General features: G+C 71.1%; 19 protein-coding genes. 6 read left to right on the forward strand and 13 right to left on the reverse strand.

The genetic code is table 11. From position 1 onward, the window contains the following. Nucleotides 1-112: 112 nt before the first annotated feature. The 10 genes from AACH10_RS06050 to mpl all read right to left on the reverse strand — a co-directional run bounded on the left by AACH10_RS06050 (nucleotide 113) and on the right by mpl (nucleotide 9,689). Complete coding sequence (locus AACH10_RS06050; RefSeq protein WP_341409469.1) at nucleotides 113-658, reverse strand: TlpA disulfide reductase family protein; 546 nt, start codon at nucleotides 656-658, stop codon at nucleotides 113-115. Then, nucleotides 655-1,305, reverse strand: coding sequence for a hypothetical protein (locus AACH10_RS06055; protein WP_341409470.1), 651 nt, complete (start codon nucleotides 1,303-1,305; stop codon nucleotides 655-657). Before AACH10_RS06055 ends, AACH10_RS06050 begins: the two co-directional genes overlap by 4 nt. 35 nt (nucleotides 1,306-1,340) lie before the next feature. Beyond that, on the reverse strand, nucleotides 1,341-2,180 hold the full coding sequence (locus AACH10_RS06060; protein WP_341409471.1) for a transglycosylase domain-containing protein: 840 nt from the start codon (nucleotides 2,178-2,180) through the stop codon (nucleotides 1,341-1,343). 10 nt (nucleotides 2,181-2,190) lie between these two features. Further along, the gene (gene aroE / locus AACH10_RS06065; RefSeq protein ID WP_341409472.1) at nucleotides 2,191-3,078 is read right to left on the reverse strand and encodes a shikimate dehydrogenase; all 888 of its coding nucleotides are present in this window, start codon (nucleotides 3,076-3,078) and stop codon (nucleotides 2,191-2,193) included. Between the two features lie 20 nt (nucleotides 3,079-3,098). Next, nucleotides 3,099-3,959: an energy transducer TonB gene (locus tag AACH10_RS06070; RefSeq protein WP_341409882.1), complete on the reverse strand. Its 861-nt coding sequence runs from the start codon at nucleotides 3,957-3,959 to the stop codon at nucleotides 3,099-3,101. Nucleotides 3,960-4,217: 258 nt separating this feature from the next. After that, nucleotides 4,218-6,236 (reverse strand): ribonuclease catalytic domain-containing protein, encoded by a 2,019-nt coding sequence (locus AACH10_RS06075; RefSeq protein ID WP_341409473.1) that lies wholly within the window; start codon nucleotides 6,234-6,236, stop codon nucleotides 4,218-4,220. An 82-nt stretch (nucleotides 6,237-6,318) separates the two neighbouring features. Continuing rightward, nucleotides 6,319-7,059, reverse strand: a complete 741-nt coding sequence (fabG, locus tag AACH10_RS06080; protein ID WP_341409474.1) for a 3-oxoacyl-ACP reductase FabG — start codon at nucleotides 7,057-7,059, stop codon at nucleotides 6,319-6,321. Continuing rightward, nucleotides 7,050-7,655, reverse strand: coding sequence for a YqiA/YcfP family alpha/beta fold hydrolase (locus AACH10_RS06085; RefSeq protein WP_341409475.1), 606 nt, complete (start codon nucleotides 7,653-7,655; stop codon nucleotides 7,050-7,052). Before AACH10_RS06085 ends, fabG begins: the two co-directional genes overlap by 10 nt. Further along, nucleotides 7,652-8,299, reverse strand: coding sequence for a GTP cyclohydrolase I FolE (gene folE, locus AACH10_RS06090; RefSeq protein WP_341409476.1), 648 nt, complete (start codon nucleotides 8,297-8,299; stop codon nucleotides 7,652-7,654). The genes AACH10_RS06085 and folE overlap by 4 nt, the downstream gene beginning before the upstream one ends. Nucleotides 8,300-8,324: 25 nt before the next feature. After that, entirely contained in the window at nucleotides 8,325-9,689 is a 1,365-nt protein-coding gene (gene mpl, locus AACH10_RS06095; RefSeq protein ID WP_341409477.1) for a UDP-N-acetylmuramate:L-alanyl-gamma-D-glutamyl-meso-diaminopimelate ligase, read from the reverse strand. Nucleotides 9,690-9,871: 182 nt separating this feature from the next. Here mpl and AACH10_RS06100 point away from each other — a divergent pair, with 182 nt between their 5' ends. After that, on the forward strand, nucleotides 9,872-10,849 hold the full coding sequence (locus AACH10_RS06100) for a PEP-CTERM sorting domain-containing protein (protein WP_341409478.1): 978 nt from the start codon (nucleotides 9,872-9,874) through the stop codon (nucleotides 10,847-10,849). Between the two features lie 32 nt (nucleotides 10,850-10,881). On the opposite strand, the gene AACH10_RS06105 is transcribed toward AACH10_RS06100, so the two are convergent. Genes AACH10_RS06105 through thiD form a run of 3 tightly spaced genes read right to left on the reverse strand, consistent with a single transcriptional unit; the run spans nucleotide 10,882 to nucleotide 14,083 of the window. Continuing rightward, nucleotides 10,882-11,718 (reverse strand): D-hexose-6-phosphate mutarotase, encoded by an 837-nt coding sequence (locus AACH10_RS06105; protein WP_341409479.1) that lies wholly within the window; start codon nucleotides 11,716-11,718, stop codon nucleotides 10,882-10,884. Further along, nucleotides 11,715-13,025, reverse strand: a complete 1,311-nt coding sequence (gene hemL, locus AACH10_RS06110; RefSeq protein ID WP_341409480.1) for a glutamate-1-semialdehyde 2,1-aminomutase — start codon at nucleotides 13,023-13,025, stop codon at nucleotides 11,715-11,717. Before hemL ends, AACH10_RS06105 begins: the two co-directional genes overlap by 4 nt. A gap of 20 nt (nucleotides 13,026-13,045) precedes the next feature. Further along, a complete protein-coding gene (thiD, locus tag AACH10_RS06115; protein WP_341409481.1) occupies nucleotides 13,046-14,083 on the reverse strand; it encodes a bifunctional hydroxymethylpyrimidine kinase/phosphomethylpyrimidine kinase in 1,038 nt (345 codons plus the stop codon). 188 nt (nucleotides 14,084-14,271) lie between these two features. On the opposite strand from thiD, the gene AACH10_RS06120 reads away from it, so the two are divergent. From AACH10_RS06120 to AACH10_RS06140, 5 genes are all read left to right on the forward strand, one after another. Further along, nucleotides 14,272-14,424, forward strand: coding sequence for a rubredoxin (locus AACH10_RS06120; RefSeq protein ID WP_341409482.1), 153 nt, complete (start codon nucleotides 14,272-14,274; stop codon nucleotides 14,422-14,424). A 75-nt stretch (nucleotides 14,425-14,499) separates the two neighbouring features. Next, nucleotides 14,500-14,955 (forward strand): response regulator, encoded by a 456-nt coding sequence (locus AACH10_RS06125; RefSeq protein ID WP_341409483.1) that lies wholly within the window; start codon nucleotides 14,500-14,502, stop codon nucleotides 14,953-14,955. A 36-nt stretch (nucleotides 14,956-14,991) separates the two neighbouring features. After that, entirely contained in the window at nucleotides 14,992-15,357 is a 366-nt protein-coding gene (locus AACH10_RS06130) for a response regulator (RefSeq protein WP_341409484.1), read from the forward strand. A gap of 33 nt (nucleotides 15,358-15,390) precedes the next feature. Next, nucleotides 15,391-15,918 (forward strand): chemotaxis protein CheW, encoded by a 528-nt coding sequence (locus AACH10_RS06135; RefSeq protein WP_341409485.1) that lies wholly within the window; start codon nucleotides 15,391-15,393, stop codon nucleotides 15,916-15,918. A gap of 72 nt (nucleotides 15,919-15,990) precedes the next feature. Further along, complete coding sequence (locus tag AACH10_RS06140) at nucleotides 15,991-18,339, forward strand: methyl-accepting chemotaxis protein (protein ID WP_341409486.1); 2,349 nt, start codon at nucleotides 15,991-15,993, stop codon at nucleotides 18,337-18,339. Nucleotides 18,340-18,347 lie beyond the last annotated feature (8 nt).

Here is an 18,347-nt window from a genome sequence, read left to right on the forward strand (position 1 = left end):
TGAATTTTGCCGATTTGATGACCGGCCGGAGATGCCAGTCAATTCGCCGATGTTGCCGGTGGGTAAGTTGCAATTGCCGGCAACTTCGCCCAACGCGGGGCGATTTTCGGCCTCAGGCGCGGGCCGCCCAGGTGCTCAGCTCGTCGAAGCGGGTCTCGCCCAGCTTGCGGTGCACGATGCGGCCGTCGGCGCTGACCATCACCGAGAACGGCAGCCCGCCCTGGGTGTTGCCCAGCGTGCGCACCAGCTCGGTGCCGTCCAGGCCGGCCAGGCCGATCGGGAAACCGACCTTCACCCGGCCCAGGAACTCGCGCACCGGTGTCGGGCCGTCGATGGCCAGGCCCAGCACCTGCCAGCCGCGGGCGCTGAACTCGCGGTGGAAGCGGTCGAACTCGGGCAGCTCGCGCACGCAGGGCGCGCACCAGGTGGCCCAGAAGTTGATGACCAGCGGCTTGCCGCGCAGGCTGGCCATGGCCAGTTCGCCGCCTTCCGGGCGGTCGAACCTCAGCGGCCACAGCGCGTCCAGCTCGGCCGAGCTGCCGCCGGCTGGCGCGCCACCGGGCGCCGCGCCGCTGCGCCACCAGGCCAAGCCGGCGCCGGCCGCAGCCGCCGTGGCCGCCACGGCGCCGATCAAGAGGGGGCGGCGCGACAGGCTCATGGTGCGGGGTGGGCTGGGGTGGGACCGGTCGGGTCGGGGTGGGCTGGCTCGGCATCCGGCGTGGCCAGCAGCCGGCGCAGCGCCGCGGTGTCGCCGCGCCAGCTGCGGCCGCGCGCGTCGGGCTTGAGCGCGCCGCGCAGGTCGTCGTGGTCGTGGATCACCAGGTGCACGGTGACCCAGTCGCCCAGTTCGCGCGAGCGCTGGGCCACGCTCAGCACGTCGATGCCGCCGCCATGGCCGTCGGGGCGGCTGCCGACCTCGTAGTCGATGCCCAGATTGATCAGCGCGATCTCGGTCGACTTGGTGTCGTCGCAGTACAGGTCGAGCACGATGGCCGAGCGCCGCGTGGCGGTGCCGCGCCACACCGCGCCGGCCAGGTGCGGGCGGAACTCGGCCAGGCGCGCCATCCACGGCAGCGCCAGCTCGCGCAGCGTGCGCAACTCGGCCGGCTGGGTGTCGGCGCAGAACAGCGCCAGGTACTCGCGCACCTCGTCTTCCACCTGCTCGTTGCTGGGCAGCTCGGCCGACCGGGCGTTCTGGCGGCCCAGCGCCCGCAGCGCCTTGCGCTTGGCGCTGGCGTAGTCCAGGTCTTCGTCCACCACCAGCCGGGCGGCCGTGGCGGCAATTTCATCGGCAAGTGAAGGCATGAAGCGCGGATTGTAGGAAGCCGCGCCCACCCCGCTCAGGGCAGGGCCACCGCGCCCATGCGCGCCTGGATGGTGGCGCTGCGTCCGGCCAGATAGGGCGAGCCGGGTGTCTTCTCGAAGCGCTTGGGCGCCGGCAGCATCACCGCCAGCCGCGCCGCCTGGGCCGGGCCCAGCTGCGCGGCATCGGTGCGGAAGTAGTGCCGCGACGCGGCCTGGGCGCCGAACACGCCTTCGCCCCATTCCACATGGTTCAGGTAGATCTCGAGCATGCGGCGCTTGCCCAGGATCAGCTCCAGCTCGTAGGTCAGCACGATCTCCTGCACCTTGCGCAACGCCGTGCGCTCGCCCGACAGGAACAGGTTCTTGGCCAGCTGCTGGCTGATGGTGGAGCCGCCGATCAGCTTGGGCTCGACCTTGGGCTTGACGGCCGGGGTGGCTGGCGCTGCGGCCTTGGCCGGGTTGCCGCCCTTGGACTGCCGGGCCGCCTGACGCTCCGCCTGCTGCGCCAGCTGCGCATTGCGCCGTTCGGCGGCGGCCTCGGCGCGCTTGTTCTTCTCCCAGGCCTTTTCGATGGCGTCCCATTCCACGCCGCTGTGGTCGGCGAAACCGGCGTCCTCGCTGGCGATCACGGCGCGCTTGAGGTGGGCCGACAGGCGTGCGTCGTCCACCCAGTCCTGGCGCCAGTCGATGCGCTGCTTCTCGACCAGCAGGCGCCAGGCCTCGCTGCGCTCGAAGGTGGTGGATTGCGGGTCGAGCAGCGCCATCAGCGCGATGCGGGCGGCGAAGTACAGCTGCAGCGACAGCGCCGCCAGCAGCAGCAGGGCCAGCACGCGCCACAGCGTGCTGCGCCAGCCGGGGGCGGGCTTCCTGGCCATGGCGCGCGGCTCAGGCCTTGGCTGCCAGCCGCGCGCGCAGCGCGGCCAGCACCGGCGCGGTGTCGGGCAGCACGCCACGCCACAGCTGGAAGGCGAAAGCCGCCTGCTCGACCAGCATGCCCAGGCCGTCGCGGCCGGTGGCGCCATGCGCGGCGGCCCAGTCGAGGAAGGGCTGGGCGGCCGCGCCATACATCAGGTCGACGGCCAGCGCGCCGGGCTTGAGCACCGCGGCGCTGACCGGCACGCCGGCGCCGGCCAGGCTGCTGGCGCTGCTGTTGAGCACCACGTCGAAGCCTTCGCCGCAGTCGGCCAGGCCGCTGGCGCGCAACTGCACGCTGTGGTCGCGCGCGCAGGCGGCATGGCGGGCCACCAGGGCGTCGGCCTTGTCGCGGCTGCGGTTGGCCACCACCACCTCGGCCGGCCGCTCGGCCAGCAGCGGGCCCAGCACGCCGGCAGCGGCGCCGCCGGCGCCGATCAGCAGCACGCGCCGTCCGGCCAGCGGTACGCCGGCGCCGTGGGTGATGTCGCGCATCAGGCCCACGCCGTCGGTGTTGTCGGCGGTCCAGCCGTCGCCGTCCGGGCCGTTGTCGAATCTCAGCACGTTGGCCGCCTGGGCCAGCGCGGCGCGCGGCGTCACCTGGCGCGCCAGCGGCAGCACCTGGAACTTGAACGGCACGGTGATGTTGCAGCCCCGCGCAGGCCCGATGCCGCGGGCCGGATCGGCGCTGGCGATGAAGGCGCGCACCGTGGCCTCGAAGCCGTCGAGCGGGCTCTCGATGCGGTCGTAGACCAGGTGCTCGCCGGTCTGGCGCGCGAACTCGGCGTGGATGAAGGGCGACTGGCTGTGGGCCACCGGGTGGCCGAGCACGGCGTAACGGTCAGGGGGAGAGGCGGTCATGCGGTGCGGTCGGGTGGCCCTCAACGGGCCTGCGGTGCGCTGAGCGAGGTTTCCAGGCCCTCGTCGCGCGTGAAGCGAAAGCGCGACGAGACGACGATCTGGTCGGCCTGGTTGCGCATCTCGCCATTGAAGCGGCCGTACGGTGCCGCGCCCTGCACGATGGCCACGGCGCGGCGGTCGAGGTTCTTGTTGCCCGAGCCATGCACGACCTCGGACGACACCACCCGGCCCTCGGCATCGACGGTGATGTTCATCGTCAGCTCGCCGTACAGCTTGCGGCCCTGGTGGGTGGGAAAGTCGCGCGTGCCGCGCTCCTCCACCTTGCGGCGCAGGCGGTCGTAGTACAGCGCGTACACGGCCTCGCGCGTGGCCGGGCTGATGAAGCGTTTGCGCGGCCGGGCGTTCTCCTCGGCGATGCGCTTCTCGATCTCGGCCATCTGCTTGAGCAGCTGGCGGCGGCGCTCTTCCTGCTCGCGCGCCTGCGGCGTGCCCTCGTCGCGCTGCGGGTCGGGCGGCGGCAGCTTGGCCAGCTCCTGGTGCACGCTGGCCAGCAGCTGCTGCTGCATCTGCTGCAGCTGTTCGATGCGGCGGTGTGCCTCGTCGCTGGCATCGCCCAGCTCCACCTGGGCCGCGGCGGGCAGTGGCGAGGTGGCGCGGCCGGTGGCTGCGTCACCGCCGCCGGCCAGTGCCGACTGCGCGATGGCCTGGGCCTGGGTGGGCGCCTCGCGGCCCCGGGCGTTGACCAGGATCACCTCCAGTGGCGTGTCGCGGAACACGCGCTCGAAGCGCTCGGGGTCGACGAAGCGCAGCGTCAGCAGGCCGGCGTGCACGCCCACCGACAGCGTCAGCGCCCATTGCAGCACCGACAGCCGCCGCCACAGGGCGCGCTGGCCGCTGGCAGGCTGGGGGCGCAGGGGCGCGGCCGGTGGCTGGGGCGGCTGCCACTGCGTGTCGGCAAAGCCGACGAAGGGTGATGCGCCGGGCCGCGTCGCGGGCTCGGGCCGGGACGGGCGGGCCAGGAAGGCCTCGCGCGCCGGCCGGGCGGCCGCCGGGGGCGGCGCGCCTGGCCTGTTCGAGGTGCCGCGACCGGGTTGCGACATGGCCTGTGCTGTGCTGCGGGGTCCTGCCGTGGCGGGCGATCAGGCGGCGGGCGCGGCCGGTGGGCTGTCGGTGCCGGTGCCGGTGCCGGTCGGGGCGGCGCCGTCGGCGTCGCCCAGGTCGATGGCCAGCGACAGCGGCGCGGCGGCCTGGGCCTCGTCGTCCTCGTCGCCGCCTTCGTCGGCCGGGGCCTCGGCCTGGTCATCCAGGCGCGCGGCCAGCGAGGCATGCACGTCCAGCGTCAGCAGGTCGATGCCGGTGATGCGCACGCGCACATGGGTGCCGCGCAGCAGGCCTTCGCAGCCGAGTGCGCGGAACACCAGCGGCAGCGTGTCGGCGCGCACCAGGCCGTCCTTCAGCGTGGACGCGTCGAGCTCGGTCACGCCCTGCTGCTGCAGCCAGCGCAGTGCCCAGAAGCGCTCGATGCCGTGCTGGAAGTCGTTGTACGCGGTGTAGGCGCCGTCGAAGGACGAGATCACCGAGAACAGCGTGGCGTCCTTGGGCTTGAACGGGGCGGCCAGCGCGGCCGTGCGGCCGTGGCGGGCGCAGGCGATGATCTGCCACTGGTTGACCAGATCCACATAGCGGCGCAGCGGGCTGGTGGCCCAGGTGTACTGCGCCACGCCCATGCCGGCATGCGGCAGCGGCTTGGTGCCCATGCGCACCTTGATGCCCGGCAGCAGGCTGGCCTGGCTGCGGTAGATGCCCGGCACGCCATGCTCGGCCAGCCAGCCGCCCCAGCGGCTGTTGGCCAGGATCATGGCCTCGCTGACGATCAGGTCCAGCGGCGCGCCGCGGCGGCGCTCGGTGATCGTCACCGTTTCGTGGCCGTCGGGCTCGGTCTCGCGGTCGCCATCCAGCCGGAAGTTGTAGTCCGGCCGGTTGAAGTTCTCGGGCTTGCCGCGCACCACCTCGCGCTGGGCCTTCAGGTGCCGCGCCAGGCGGAAGCAGAAGGCCAGCTCGGCCGCGAACGGGTACTCGGCCACCGCCTCGCCGGTCAGGCTGGCCTCGGTGACCGACTCATCGAGCTGGTCGTGGCGCAGGTTGGCGGCAATCGGCACGCGCTCTAGCCGGGTCTCGGCCCTCTTGACCTCCAGCGTGGCCTCGTCGAAGGTGACGTACAGGCTGACGGCCGGGCAGTCGCGCCCTTCGATCAGCGTGTAGGCCTGCACCACGGCGTCGGGCAGCATGGTGATCTTCCAGCCCGGCATGTACACCGTGGACAGGCGCTCGCGCGCCACCTTGTCCACCGGCGAATCGGGCGCAATGGCCAGCGCCGGCGCGGCGATGTGCACGCCGAACACGATCTCGCCCGAGCCCAGGCCGGTGACGCTGAGCGCGTCGTCGATCTCGGTGGTGAGCGAATCGTCGATCGAGAAGGCCTGCACCGGGGCCAGCGGCAGCTCGTCCTTGATCTCGGGCGCCTGCAGCGCCGGGAAGCCGGTGCCCTTGGGGAAGGTCTCGAACAGAAAGCGCCGCCAGTGGAACTGGTAGGGGCTGTCGATGGCGCCGGCCGCCTGCAGCAGATCGAGCGGGGCGCGCTGGCTGCGCTTGGCGGCCTCGACCACCGCCTTGTACTCGGGCCCGTTCTTGTCGGGCTTGAACAGGATGCGGTAGAGCTGCTCGCGCACCGGCGCCGGGCAGGTACCGGCCACCAGTTCATCGGCCCACCGCTGGATCTGCACGGCGATCTGCGCCTTGCGCTCGATGGCCAGCAGGGCGGCCTTGACGATCTCTTCCGGCGCCTTCTTGTACTGGCCCTTGCCGGCGCGGCGGAAGTAGTGCGGCGCCTCGTGCAGGCGCAGCAGCGCGGCGACCTGCTGCTCGGGCCCGGCCTTGGCGTCGAAGTAGTCCTTGGCCAGGTCGCTGAAATGGAAGTCGCCCTCGGGGGCGAACTGCCAGGCCAGATCCAGGTCGATCTCGGCCGCCAGCGCCTGGGCGGCGGCCATCAGCGCGGCTGGCTCCGGCTTGGCGAAGCGCAGCAGCACATTGGCCGACTTGACCTTGACACGTTTGCCCGAATCGAGCTCCACCTGCAGCGAGGCTTCGGCTTCGGACATCACACGACCGGCAAGGAACTTGCCGGCTTCATCGAACAGGGCGTAATTCACCCGGCCGATTGTCCCATCCCGCGAGGGACGGTTACACCGTCATCCCGCCGGAGACTTCGATGACGGCGCCGTTGATGTAGCTGGCCTCGTCGCTGGCCAGGAAGGCGTAGACGTTGGCGATTTCTTCGGGCTTGCCCAGGCGGTGCAGCGGCACCTGCTCGCGCATGTGGTCCAGCACCTTGTCGGGCACGGTGGCCAGGATGGGCGTCTCGACGAAGCCCGGCGCCACGGCATTGCAGCGCACGCCCTTGGGGCCCAGCTCGCGGCTCCAGGTCTTGGTGAAGCCGATGACGCCGAACTTGGTGGCGGCATAGTTGGTCTGGCCGAAGTTGCCGTAGATGCCGACCACGCTGCTGGCGTTCAGGATCACGCCGGCGCCTTGGGCGCACATGGTGTCGGCCACCGCCTGGCTGGCGTGGAACACGCCGCGCAGGTTCACGTCGACCACGGCGTCGAACTGCGCCTCGGTCATCTTGACCAGGCGTGCATCCTTGGTGATGCCGGCGTTGTTGACCAGCACGTCTACGCGCCCGAACTTTTCCTTCACCGCCGCCACCATGGCGTCGAGCGCCGGGCGGTCAGTGACGTTCAGCGCAAAGCCCAGGGCCTGCGCGCCGCGGGCCTGCACGGCCGCCACGGCGGCCTTCACGCCCTCGGCCTTCAGGTCGCACACGATGACGATGGCGCCCTCGTCGGCGAACTTCAGCGCCGTGGCCAAGCCGATGCCCTGGGCGGCGCCGGTGATGATGGAAACCTTGTTCTTCAGTCGCATAGCGTCAGGAAATTCAGCACAAAGGGAAGGTGGTCGTCGAAGTCGGAGATCGCGTGGTCGCTGCCGTCCAGCAGCCGGATCGTGGCGCCCGGATACCGGCCGGTCATTTCCTGCCAGCTCAGCACCTCGTCACCGCGCGCGATCACCGCCCCGTAACGATCGGGCCGGGTGATGGCCGGCACCGTGAGCGAGCGCAACTCGGCGATGAATTCTTCGCGGAAGAAGAAGCGCTCTTCCGGCGTGTGGAAGGCCGTCTGCTCGCCGATGTAGGCCGCCAGGTCGCGCGCGGGGTCGACGGCCGGGTTCAGCAGCATCGCGCGGCAGCCGGTGGCCTCGGCCACCGCGGTGGCATAGAAGCCGCCCAGCGACGAGCCCACCACGGCCATGCGCTCGTGCGGCCAGTCGGCGATCAGGTGCTGGATCAACGCCCAGGCCTCGGCCGGCGAGGGCGGCAGCTGCGGGCAGCACCACACCACATCGGGCCGGTGCGCGGCCATCCAGGCGTGCATTCGCCGGGCCTTGAACGACTTGGGCGACGAGCGGAAGCCATGCAGGTAGAGCAGGTGGGTGATGGGGGTGGCGGGCGCCGGGCTCATCCGATGGCCCGCATGAATTCGGCCCGCAGCGCCGCATCGTCGGCCAGGCAACCGGCGAAGGCCTGCGTCACCACGCGCTCGTCACCCCGGCGGTCTTCGCCCAGCAGCAGGCACAGCTGCTCGGCCTCGATCACGCAGGCGGCGCCGCGCGCGTGGCCGTGGGTGAGCAATGCGTCGGCGATGTCGCGGGTCATCCACTCCTGGTAGGTGAAGCGGTGGCCGATGGCATCCACCAGGCGGGCGATGCGGCCGAAGCCGTGCAGCCGGCCGCCCGGCACATAGGCCACATGCGCCACGCCGCGAAACGGCACCAGGTGGTGCGGGCACACGCCATGCACCGCGATGCCGCGCACCACCACCATGTCCTGGCGCGGGTCGGCAAAGCCCTCGCCCAGCACCTCGGCCGGATCGAGCGCGTAGCCGCCCAGGAGGCGCTTTTCCCACAGGTCGCGCACGCGCCTGGGCGTCTTGCCGGTGTGCACGCCTTCGGCCGGCACGCCGCAGGCGGCCATCAGGTCGGCGATGGCGCGCTCGAAGGCCTCGCCGTCGAAGCTGCCGCTGCGGGCGATGCCCACGCCGCCGGCCGGTGGCGGGCTGCCCGGGCCGTGATCGTGGGGATCGTCGTGCGGGCAGGCGTGGTGCATGGCAGCGCTTTCGTGGGAGGACGGGTCAGCGCTGCAGCGCGGTGAGCAGCTTGTCGTGGATGCCGCCGAAGCCGCCGTTGCTCATCACCAGCACATGGTCGCCCGGCTTGGCGGCGCGGGCGATCTGGGCCACCAGCTTGTCCACGTCGTCGGCCACGCGGGCCTGCTCGCCCATCGGCGCCAGGGCCTCGGCGGCGCTCCAGCCGTAGTGGCCCTGCAGGCAGAACGCCAGGTCGGCCTCCTCCAGGCTCCAGGGAAGCTGGGCCTTCATGCTGCCCTGCTTCATCGTGTTGCTGCGCGGCTCGAACACGGCCAGGATGCGGTCCAGCCCCACCTTGCGGCGCAGGCCGTTGATGGTGGTGCGCATGGCGGTGGGGTGATGCGCGAAGTCGTCGTAGACCTTGACGCCGCCGGCCTCGCCCTTGAGCTCGAGCCGCCGGCGCACGTTCTCGAACGTGGCCAGCGCCTGGGCCGCCGCTTCAGGCGCCACGCCCACATGCTCGGCCGCGCCGATGGCGGCCAGCGCATTGAGCTGGTTGTGCTCGCCCAGCAGGTTCCACTCCACGCGGGCGATCTTCAGGCTGCCGCGCAGCACGTCGAAGGCATGCGGCTCGCCGCGGGCCCGCAGCGCACCGGGCTCTTCCTTGCGCGCACCGAAGCGCTGCACCTCGCTCCAGCAGCCACGCGCCAGCACGCGGTTCAGCGACTCCTCGCGGATGTTGACCACCAGGCGGCCATTGCCAGGCACCGTGCGCACCAGATGGTGGAACTGGGTCTCGATGGCGCCGAGATCCGCAAAGATGTCGGCGTGGTCGTATTCCAGGTTGTTCAGGATGGCCGTGCGCGGCCGGTAGTGCACGAACTTGCTGCGCTTGTCGAAGAAGGCGGTGTCGTATTCGTCGGCTTCGATGACGAATGCATTGCCTGTGCCCAGGCGAGCCGACACGCCGAAGTTCAGCGGCACGCCGCCCACCAGAAAGCCCGGCTGCAGCCCGGCACGCTCCAGGATCCAGGCCAGCATCGAGGTGGTGGTGGTCTTGCCGTGCGTGCCGGCCACGGCCAGCACATGGCGTGGCCGCGACGGGTGGTGCAGCACGTTCTCGGCCAGCCATTGCGGGCCGCTGATGTAGGGCACGCCGGCATTCAGCACGGCCTCCATCAGCGCATTGCCGCGGGTGACCACATTGCCGATCACGAACAGGTCGGGCTTGAGCGCCAGCTGGTCGGCGCCGAAGCCTTCGATCAGGTCGATGCCGAGGGCGCGCAGCTGGTCGCTCATCGGCGGGTAGACGTTGGCGTCGCAGCCGGTGACGCGGTGGCCGGCCTCGCGGGCGATGGCGGCGAGGCCGCCCATGAAGGTGCCGCAGATGCCGAGGATGTGGATGTGCATGGGGCCAGGATTCTAGGAGGCAGCCTGGCCTCCCCTCGGTGGCTGAGGCGTGCGTGGTGCCGTCCCCTGTCTGGGGATGTCGCGCACGCCAGGCCCGGCGTACAAGCTGGAACTGCGACACGACAAGGCGCGGATCCGGCAGGAGGGCCGGCGCCGCCGGCCATGCCAACAGGAGGTCTGCCATGCTCACGCACCCACTTCAACGCCCCAAGGGCGCCGTCGGCCTGGCCCTGGCCGCCCTGACGGGTCTGTTCGGGGTTCCGGCCCAGGCTCAGACCGGGCAGGCCACGCTGACCCTCGGCGCCCATGCGTACCACGACGACCAGTCGCGCGACCTCAGCGGCAACGCCAGCACGGTGCTGACCGACCGGTTGTTCGCCGACGACACCACGGGCGCCGTCGGCACCGGCTACGACTACGCCTCCCACCAGTGGGCCGAGGCCTTTGGCCGTGTGACGCCCACCGTGCTGCAGCTGTCCAGCCAGGTCTACGCCAGGACCCGGTCGATCGGGCCGGCCTACGCCGCCTTTGCGTCGGCGTCGGCCAATGCCTATGTGCAGGTGCCGTTCTTCGTGCCCGCCCTGGCCAATGCGCCAGCAGGCAGCCAGGGCACGGCGGTCGTGCCGCTGCACATCACCGGGGACGTCTGGGCCGACGATCCGCTGTACGTCAATGCCACCGGGCTGGAGCTGCGTGGCCAGGCCCATTTCCACGCCTGGGCCACCGGCCTGCAGGCCACCGGCTGCCCGTACTACACCGATGCAGCCTGCCGCAACATCGTGGCCGACTCGCAGGGCAAGGCCATCACCGGCAACGCCCCTTTCCGCACCTGGACGCTGAACATCCCGGTCACCTTCGGTGCCTGGAGCAGCTTCTCGCTGCAGATGTGGACCTCGGCCGGCGCTTACGCCAATGCGCCTGGCGACGGCAGCTGGCAGCAGTATGGCGCCTGGTCGAACGCGGCGCATTCGATGCGCTGGGGCGGCATCCAGCAGATCCTGAATGCGCAGGGCCAGGCCTTGTCGGGGTGGACGGTGGAGTCCCTGCCGGGTGTGGATCTCACAGTGTCGGCCGTGCCGGAGCCGCAGTCGCTGGCGCTGTGGCTGGCCGGCCTGGGCCTGATGTGGTTGGCCGTGCGGTGCCGCCGGCCGCAGCCCTGATCCTGCGCGGAGATCGCGTCGCTCAAAGGTTCTCAGGCCGCGAAACCCTGGCGGCCGGCCCATTCAGCGCCGGGCGCCAGGATCACCGGCGTGTCGATCACGCCGGCCTCCACGCACAGGAAGTGGCGCCAGTCCTCGTCGGGCAGGTCGGGCAGCGCGGCGGCCTTGTCGGGGCCCGGGTTCCACACCACGGCCTCGGGCAGGCCCTCGTGGTCGATGTGCAGGCGGCCCAGTGCGCTGGCCAGTTCCAGTGGGTGCTTCACGTCACAGTAGATGCGGTCGATCTCGCCGACGAAGCCGATCGGGTCGAACTCCTGGTGGCAGCGCTCGCCGTCGTTCAGCGTGTCCTCGTAAGTCAGGCCGTACACGCCGTGCAGCCGGGCCTTCAGCAGGTCGTCGATGCGCAGGTAGCTGTGCAGCGCGGCGGTGAACTCGAAGGGCGCGTGACCGGTGTTGGTGACCGCCAGTTCCACGTCCAGCTGGCGGCCCGAGACCACCAGGGTCAGCTCGGCTTCGAAGTCGTGCGGCCAGATCGCGCGGGTGGTCTCGTTGCTCACCAGATTCAGCACGCCGATGGCCGCGCCGCCGCGCTCGGCACCTTCGACCCATTCCCAGGCCAGGGTGCGGGCGAAGCCATGCTTGGGCAGCGGCCCGCGCCCGGCGAACTGCGGAAAGCACACCGGGATGCCGCCGCGCACCGCCTGGCCGGGGCCGGCCAGGGCTGAAGGCGACAGGTACAGGCGCTCGTCGTCGCCGGCCGGGATCCACGACACGATGTGCGCGCCATGCAGCAGCACGATGGCCTGGGCACCATCGGGCGCCACCAGGCGCATGGCCGGCTGGCCCAGCACGGTGACGGCCTCGATCATGCGCAGGCCTTGCTCAGGTCGGCAAAGGCCTCGGCCGCCGCGGCCACGGTGGCGGCGATGTCGGCCTCGGTGTGCGCGGCGCTGACGAAGCCGGCCTCGTACAGCGCCGGTGCCAGGTACACGCCGCGGTCCAGCATGCCGTGGAAGAAGCGGTTGAAGCGCTCCTTGTCGGTGGCCATCACCGCGTTGTAGTGCTGCGGCAGGCTGTCGAAGAAGAAGAAGCCGAACATGCCGCCTTCGCTGTCGCCGCAGAACGGGATGCCGGCGGCTTGCGCGGCCTGCGTGAGCCCGCTCACCAGGCTCTGCGTCTTGGCGGCCAGCGCCTCGTAGAAGCCGGGCTTGGCGATTTCCTTCAGCGTGGCCAGGCCGCAGGCCGTGGCCACCGGGTTGCCGGAGAGCGTGCCGGCCTGGTAGACCGGGCCCAGCGGCGCCAGGTGCTTCATGATCTCGCGCGTGGTGCCGAAGGCCGCCAGCGGCATGCCGCCGCCAATGACCTTGCCGAACACGCTGATGTCGGGCGCGAAGCCGGGAATGGCCTTCGCATAGACCGACTGCGCACTGCCCAGCGCCACACGGAAGCCGGTCATCACTTCGTCGAACACGAACAGCGCGCCGTGCTGCTTGCACAGCTCATGGATGCGCTTCACGAAGGGCACTTGCGCCCGCACGAAATTCATGTTGCCGGCGATCGGCTCGATCATCACGCAGGCGATGTCGGCGCCGTGGGCGGCGAAGGCGGCCTCGATCTGCGCGAGGTTGTTGTACTCCAGCACCAGCGTGTGCTGCACCACCTCGGCCGGCACGCCGGCGCTGGTGGGGTGGCCGAAGGTGGCCAGGCCCGAGCCGGCCTTGACCAGCAGCGCATCGGCATGGCCGTGGTAGCAGCCTTCGAACTTGATGATCTTGCTGCGGCCGGTGGCGCCGCGCGCCAGACGGATGGCGCTCATGCCGGCCTCGGTGCCACTGCTCACCAGCCGCACCTGCTCGATGCTGGGCACCAGCGCGATGATGGCCTCGGCCAGCTCGATCTCGCGCTCGGTGGGCGCGCCGAAGCTGAAGCCCTCCAGCGCCGCCTTCTGCACCGCCTCCAGCACGGCCGGGTGGCCGTGGCCCAGGATCATCGGGCCCCAGGAGCCGATGTAGTCGATGTAGCGCTGGCCCTCGGCGTCCCACATGTAGGGGCCTTGCGCGCGGGCGATGAAGCGCGGCGTGCCACCCACGGCGCGGAAGGCGCGCACGGGCGAGTTCACGCCGCCGGGAATGACGCGCTGGGCGCGCTCGAACAGGGTCTGGTTGCGGTCGGTCATCGGGCGTCGGGGCTCGGGATTCAGTGCATGCGCCGCGGCGGCGGCTTGTTGGCCTTGGGCGGCTCGGGCTCGGCCGGGCTGGGGGCGGCCGCCGGGGGCATCGATGCACCGGGCTGGCCGTCGGCGCCTTCCTGGCCTTCCTCGGCCGGCGGCAGGGCCCAGAAGAAACGGTCGGGCACCACGCCACCCATGCCGGGGCGGAAGCCGGCGTCCAGCGTCTGGTCCATGAAGCTCAGCGCCTCGCCGACGGCGGCCTGCAGCTCGCTGCCCGAGGCCAGCAGCGCGGCCAGCGCCGCGCTCAGCGTGTCGCCGGCGCCGACGAAGGCGGTGTCGAACATCTCGAACTTCTCGCCGGTGATCGCGCCTTGCGGCGAGGCCAGCACGTTGTCGATGTACTGCTCGGTGCCCTTGGTCGGCAGCATGATGCCGGTGACCAGCACATAGCGCGTGCCGCGCTCGCCAGCGGCCACGGCCAGCTCGCGCGCCGACGGCGGCCGCTCGCTTTCCCAGTCGGGCAGCAGGAAGTCGGTCAGCGTCTTGTGGCTGCCCACCAGCAACTCGGTGGCCGGCAGGATCAGCTCGCGGAAGGCTTCGTGGTAGGGCTGGGCCTGGTCTTCATCCAGCCAGCCCAGGTTGGGCAGGTAAGAGACCAGCGGCACATCGGGGTAGTCGGACAGGATCTCGGCCACCGCGCTGACGCCCTCGGCGCTGCCGAGGAAGCCCACCTTCCAGCCCGAGACGGTGATGTCCTCGAGGATGGTGCGCGCCTGCTCGGTGATGACCTCGGCGTCGATCGGGTGGTGGTCGAAGATCTCGGCCGAATCGCGCATCAGCACGCCGCAGGTGACCGGCAGCGCGTGCGCGCCCATGGCCGCCAGCGTGGCCACGTCGCCGGCGCTGCCGCCCGCGCCGCTGGGGTCGGCCACGTTGAAGCTCAGCACGCAGGCCGGTGCGGGTGCCTCCTGCAGGGCTTCGTCACCGGGCTCGGCCGCGTGGTCGGCGCCCGCGGCGCCGGGCGCATGGCCGGGCGCTGGGCCGGAAGGGGGGCGGGAGGTCATCGATGGCGGATCCGGAAGGGTCTGCCGGCGGCGCGGCAATCGTCGTCGCGCGAGCCGTGCAGGCAGGGGAGGATTGAAAAAGCAGGCCAGGGTGGGAATCCGCCAGACTTGGGGGCGGAAACCCGTGGCTACAATGCCCGCTTCATTGTAGTGACCTGCCCGACAACGTGACCGAACCGCGCACCTGGATGTGCCTCATCTGTGGCTGGATCTATGACGAGGCCGCCGGCGACGTCGAGCACGGCATCGCCCCCGGCACCCGCTGGGAAGACGTGCCGATGAACTGGACCTGCCCCGAGTGCGGCGCCCGCAAGGAAGACTTCGAGATGGTGCCGGTCTGACCGGTCGCCGTCCTCCCACGCTGCCGTCGCGGCCCGCCGAGACTGCCGTTCCCGCCCTTCCGAGGATCGCCTGACGTGGACGATGCCCTGCCCACCCCCGCCGCGGCCCCGGCTGCCGCGGGCACCCGCGTGCTGGTCATCGACGACAGCAACACGATCCGGCGTTCGGCCGAGATCTTCCTGAAGCAGGGCGGGCACGAGGTGGTGCTGGCCGAGGACGGCTACGACGCGCTGGCCAAGGTCAGCGACCACACGCCCGACCTGATCTTCTGCGACATCCTGATGCCGCGGCTCGACGGCTACCAGACCTGCGCCATCATCAAGCGCAATCCGCGCTTCGCCCGCGTGCCGGTGATCATGCTGTCGTCCAAGGACGGGCTGTTCGACCGGGCCCGCGGCCGCATGGTGGGCTCGGAGGACTACCTCACCAAGCCCTTCACCAAGGAACAACTGCTGCGCGCGGTCGAGCAGTTCAGCCGGGCCGCCACGGCGCCGGGCGGCGCCATGGCGACCGACCCCCCCCAACGCTGAACCGACTGCGCGGGCACGATCCGGGAGAATCATCCGATGCCAGTGCACGACATCCTGCTCGTCGACGACTCCAAGACCGAACTGCATGTTCTGTCCGAGATGCTGCGTCGCGAGGGTTTCCAGGTCCGCACCGCCGAATCCGGCGAAGAGGCGCTCAAGCGCCTGGCCGAGGCCAAGCCCGACCTGATCCTGATGGACGTGGTGATGCCGGGGCAGAACGGCTTCCAGCTCACCCGCACGATCACCCGCGATCCGCGTTATGCCGGTCTGCCGGTGATCATGTGCACCAGCAAGAATCAGGAGACCGACCGCGTCTGGGGCCTGCGCCAGGGCGCCAAGGACTACGTGGTCAAGCCGGTCAAGGCCGACGAACTGCTGGCCAAGATCCGCCAGTTCGACTGAGCCGCACCGCCCCACGCCGTACCGGAAGCATCCATGGCCAACAAGGACGCGCTGCGAGCCCTCCAGACCCGCCTTGCCGAGCGCATGCAGCAGGTGCGCACCGAGCAGCCGGGCGTGTCCTGGCTGGCGGTGGACTGCGGCGGCCAGGGCCTGCTGTTTCCGCTGAAGGAGGCCGGCGAGATCTTCGACACCGGCACGCTGGTGCCGGTGCCGCACACCCAGCCGTGGTTCAGCGGCGTGGTCAACCTGCGCGGCGGCGTGTGCTCGGTGGTCGACATGGCGGCCTTCCTGGGTCTGCGCGAGGCCGGCGGCACGACGCCCGAGCACGCGCGCCTGGTGGCCTTCAACGCTGCGCTGAACGTCAATGGCGCCCTGCTGGTCGACCGCCTCGAGGGCCTGCGCCACGCGGCGGACATGCAGGTCGTCGCCGAAACTGATGACAATGGGCCGCGACCCGCCTTTGCGCCTGCGCGCTGGCGCGATGCGGCGGGCCGTGACTGGCAGGAGATCAGCCTGGCCGGTCTGGCACACGAGCCGCAATTTCTGGCCATCGCCGGCTGATCCGCCGGGCGAGCGCCGGCAGCCCGCGAGGGCCGGCCGGGCCGCGGCCAAGCAAGTAGGGAAAGGGATGTAATGGGCTTCCTGGACAAACTCAAGGGCAACCGGCGCGACAACGAGGCGGGTGGTGCGAATGCGCCCACCAACTTCGACGAGTTGCAGGCGGCGATGGACGCCGGCCAGGTGCCCGCGGGCCAGACGGCCGAGCCCGGCGACTCGGTGCTCGAGGCGCCCAACGTGGCCTCCACCCTGGTGCCGGCCGAGGGCGATGCCGCCATCATTTCCGAGATGCCGCCCTCCGACGCGCGCGGCGAATTCCTGGACTCGCGCCAGAACCTGGCCGCCGCCGGTGCCGGCGCGGCCGCCGTGGCCGGCCTGCCGCTGATCGGCCAGCGCCCGGTGGCCGAGCAGCAGCGCATCCTGGCCATCGTGCTGGGCGTGGGCCTGCTGCTGCTGGTGCTGTCGACGATCTTCGCGCTCACCTCGGCCAGCCGCAATGCGGCCCAGGTGGCGGCCACCGGCCATGCGCTGATGCAGTCGCAGCGCCTGGCCAAGGCGGTGTCGCAGGCGGTGGTGGGCAACGCCGCGGCCTTTGCCGAAGTCAAGGACGCGGTGGCCGTGCTGGCCAGCAACGTGCGCGCGCTGAAGGACGGCGGCGGCAGCATCGCCGCGGCGCCGGGTGCCGCGCAGGACCAGCTGGCGCCGCTGATGCCGATGATCGACCGCGCCGAGAAGAGCGCCAACACCGTGCTCGGCCAGCAGACGACCCTGACCCAGGTGGGCGAGGCGCTGCGCGCCATCAACCGCCAGTCGGTCGACCTGCTCGACACCGCCGAGACCGTGTCGTCGCTGAAGCTGCAGCAAGGCGCCTCGGCGGCCGAGCTGTCGGCCGTGGGCCAGGTGGTGATGCTGACCCAGCGCATCGGCAAGAGCGCCAACGAGTTCCTCACCACCGAGGGGGGCAGCCCCGAAGCGGTGTTCCTGCTGGGCAAGGACCTGAACACCTTCCGCGAGATCGTCGACGGCCTGGTCGAGGGCAATGCCGAACTGCGCCTGCCGGGCACCAAGGACGCCCAGGCCCGCGAGCAACTGGCCAAGCTGAAGACCCAATTCGCGCAGACCCAGACCCAGGCCAGCGCCATCCTCAGCAACCTGCAGGGCATGGCCAGCGCGCGCGACGCGCAGGGCATGGTGATCAAGGACAGCGAGCCGCTGCGCAAGGGCCTGGAGGCCGTGCAGGAGACGCTGAGCGGCGCCGGCGGCTTCCGCGCGGTGCACGTGGTGGCGCTGCTGGCCGGCTTGGCGCTGATGCTGGCCGCCGGTTACGGTTTCCTGCGCCTGTTCGTGACCGACCAGGCCCAGCGCGCCGGCATCGCCGAGGCCCAGGCGCTCGAGGCCGAGCGCCAGGAGCAGGAAGCCAAGCGCGTCAACGACGCCAACCAGGCGGCCATTCTGCGGTTGATGAACGAGCTGCAGTCGGTGGCCGAGGGCGACCTGACCCAGCAGGCCACCGTGACCGAGGACATCACCGGCGCCATCGCCGACTCGGTGAACTACACCGTGGAGGAGCTGCGCACCCTGGTGGCCCAGGTGCAGGGCACGGCGGCCCGCGTGGCCGAAACCACGCAGCGCGTGGACGACAACTCCACCGAACTGCTGGCCGCGTCGGACGAGCAGCTGCGCGAGATCCGCGAGACCGGCGAATCGGTGCTGCAGATGGCCCAGCGCATCAACGAGGTGTCGGCCCAGGCGCAGCAGTCGGCCCATGTGGCGCGCCAGTCGCTGCGCGCCGCCGAGACCGGCCTGGCCGCGGTGCAGAACTCGATCGGCGGCATGAACGCCATCCGCGACCAGATCCAGGAAACCTCCAAGCGCATCAAGCGCCTGGGTGAGAGCTCGCAGGAGATCGGCGAGATCACCGAGCTGATCTCCGACATCACCGAGCAGACCAACGTGCTGGCGCTCAACGCCGCCATCCAGGCCGCATCGGCGGGCGAAGCCGGCCGCGGCTTCTCGGTGGTGGCCGAGGAAGTGCAGCGACTGGCCGAGCGTTCGGGTGACGCCACGCGCCAGATCTCGGCGCTGGTCAAGACCATTCAGGCCGACACGCAGGACGCGGTGGGCGCCATGGCGCGCAGCACCCAGGGTGTGGTGGAGGGGGCGCAGCTGTCCGACGCCGCCGGCGCCGCACTCGGCGACATCGACCGCGTGACGCGGCAACTGGCCGAGCTGATCGAGGCCATTTCCGAGCAGGCGCTGCGCGAGGCCGAATCGGCCAACGTGGTGGCCGGCAACATCCAGCACATCTTCGCCGTGACCGAGCAGACCGGCGAGGGCACCCGATCCACCGCGCAGATGGTGCGCGAACTGTCGCGCACCGCCGAAGAGCTTCGGATGTCGGTGGCACGGTTCAAGATCAGCTGACGACGGGC

The sequence above is a fragment of the Pseudaquabacterium inlustre genome (genome assembly GCF_038066595.1).
GTDB lineage: Bacteria > Pseudomonadota > Gammaproteobacteria > Burkholderiales > Burkholderiaceae_C > Pseudaquabacterium > Pseudaquabacterium inlustre.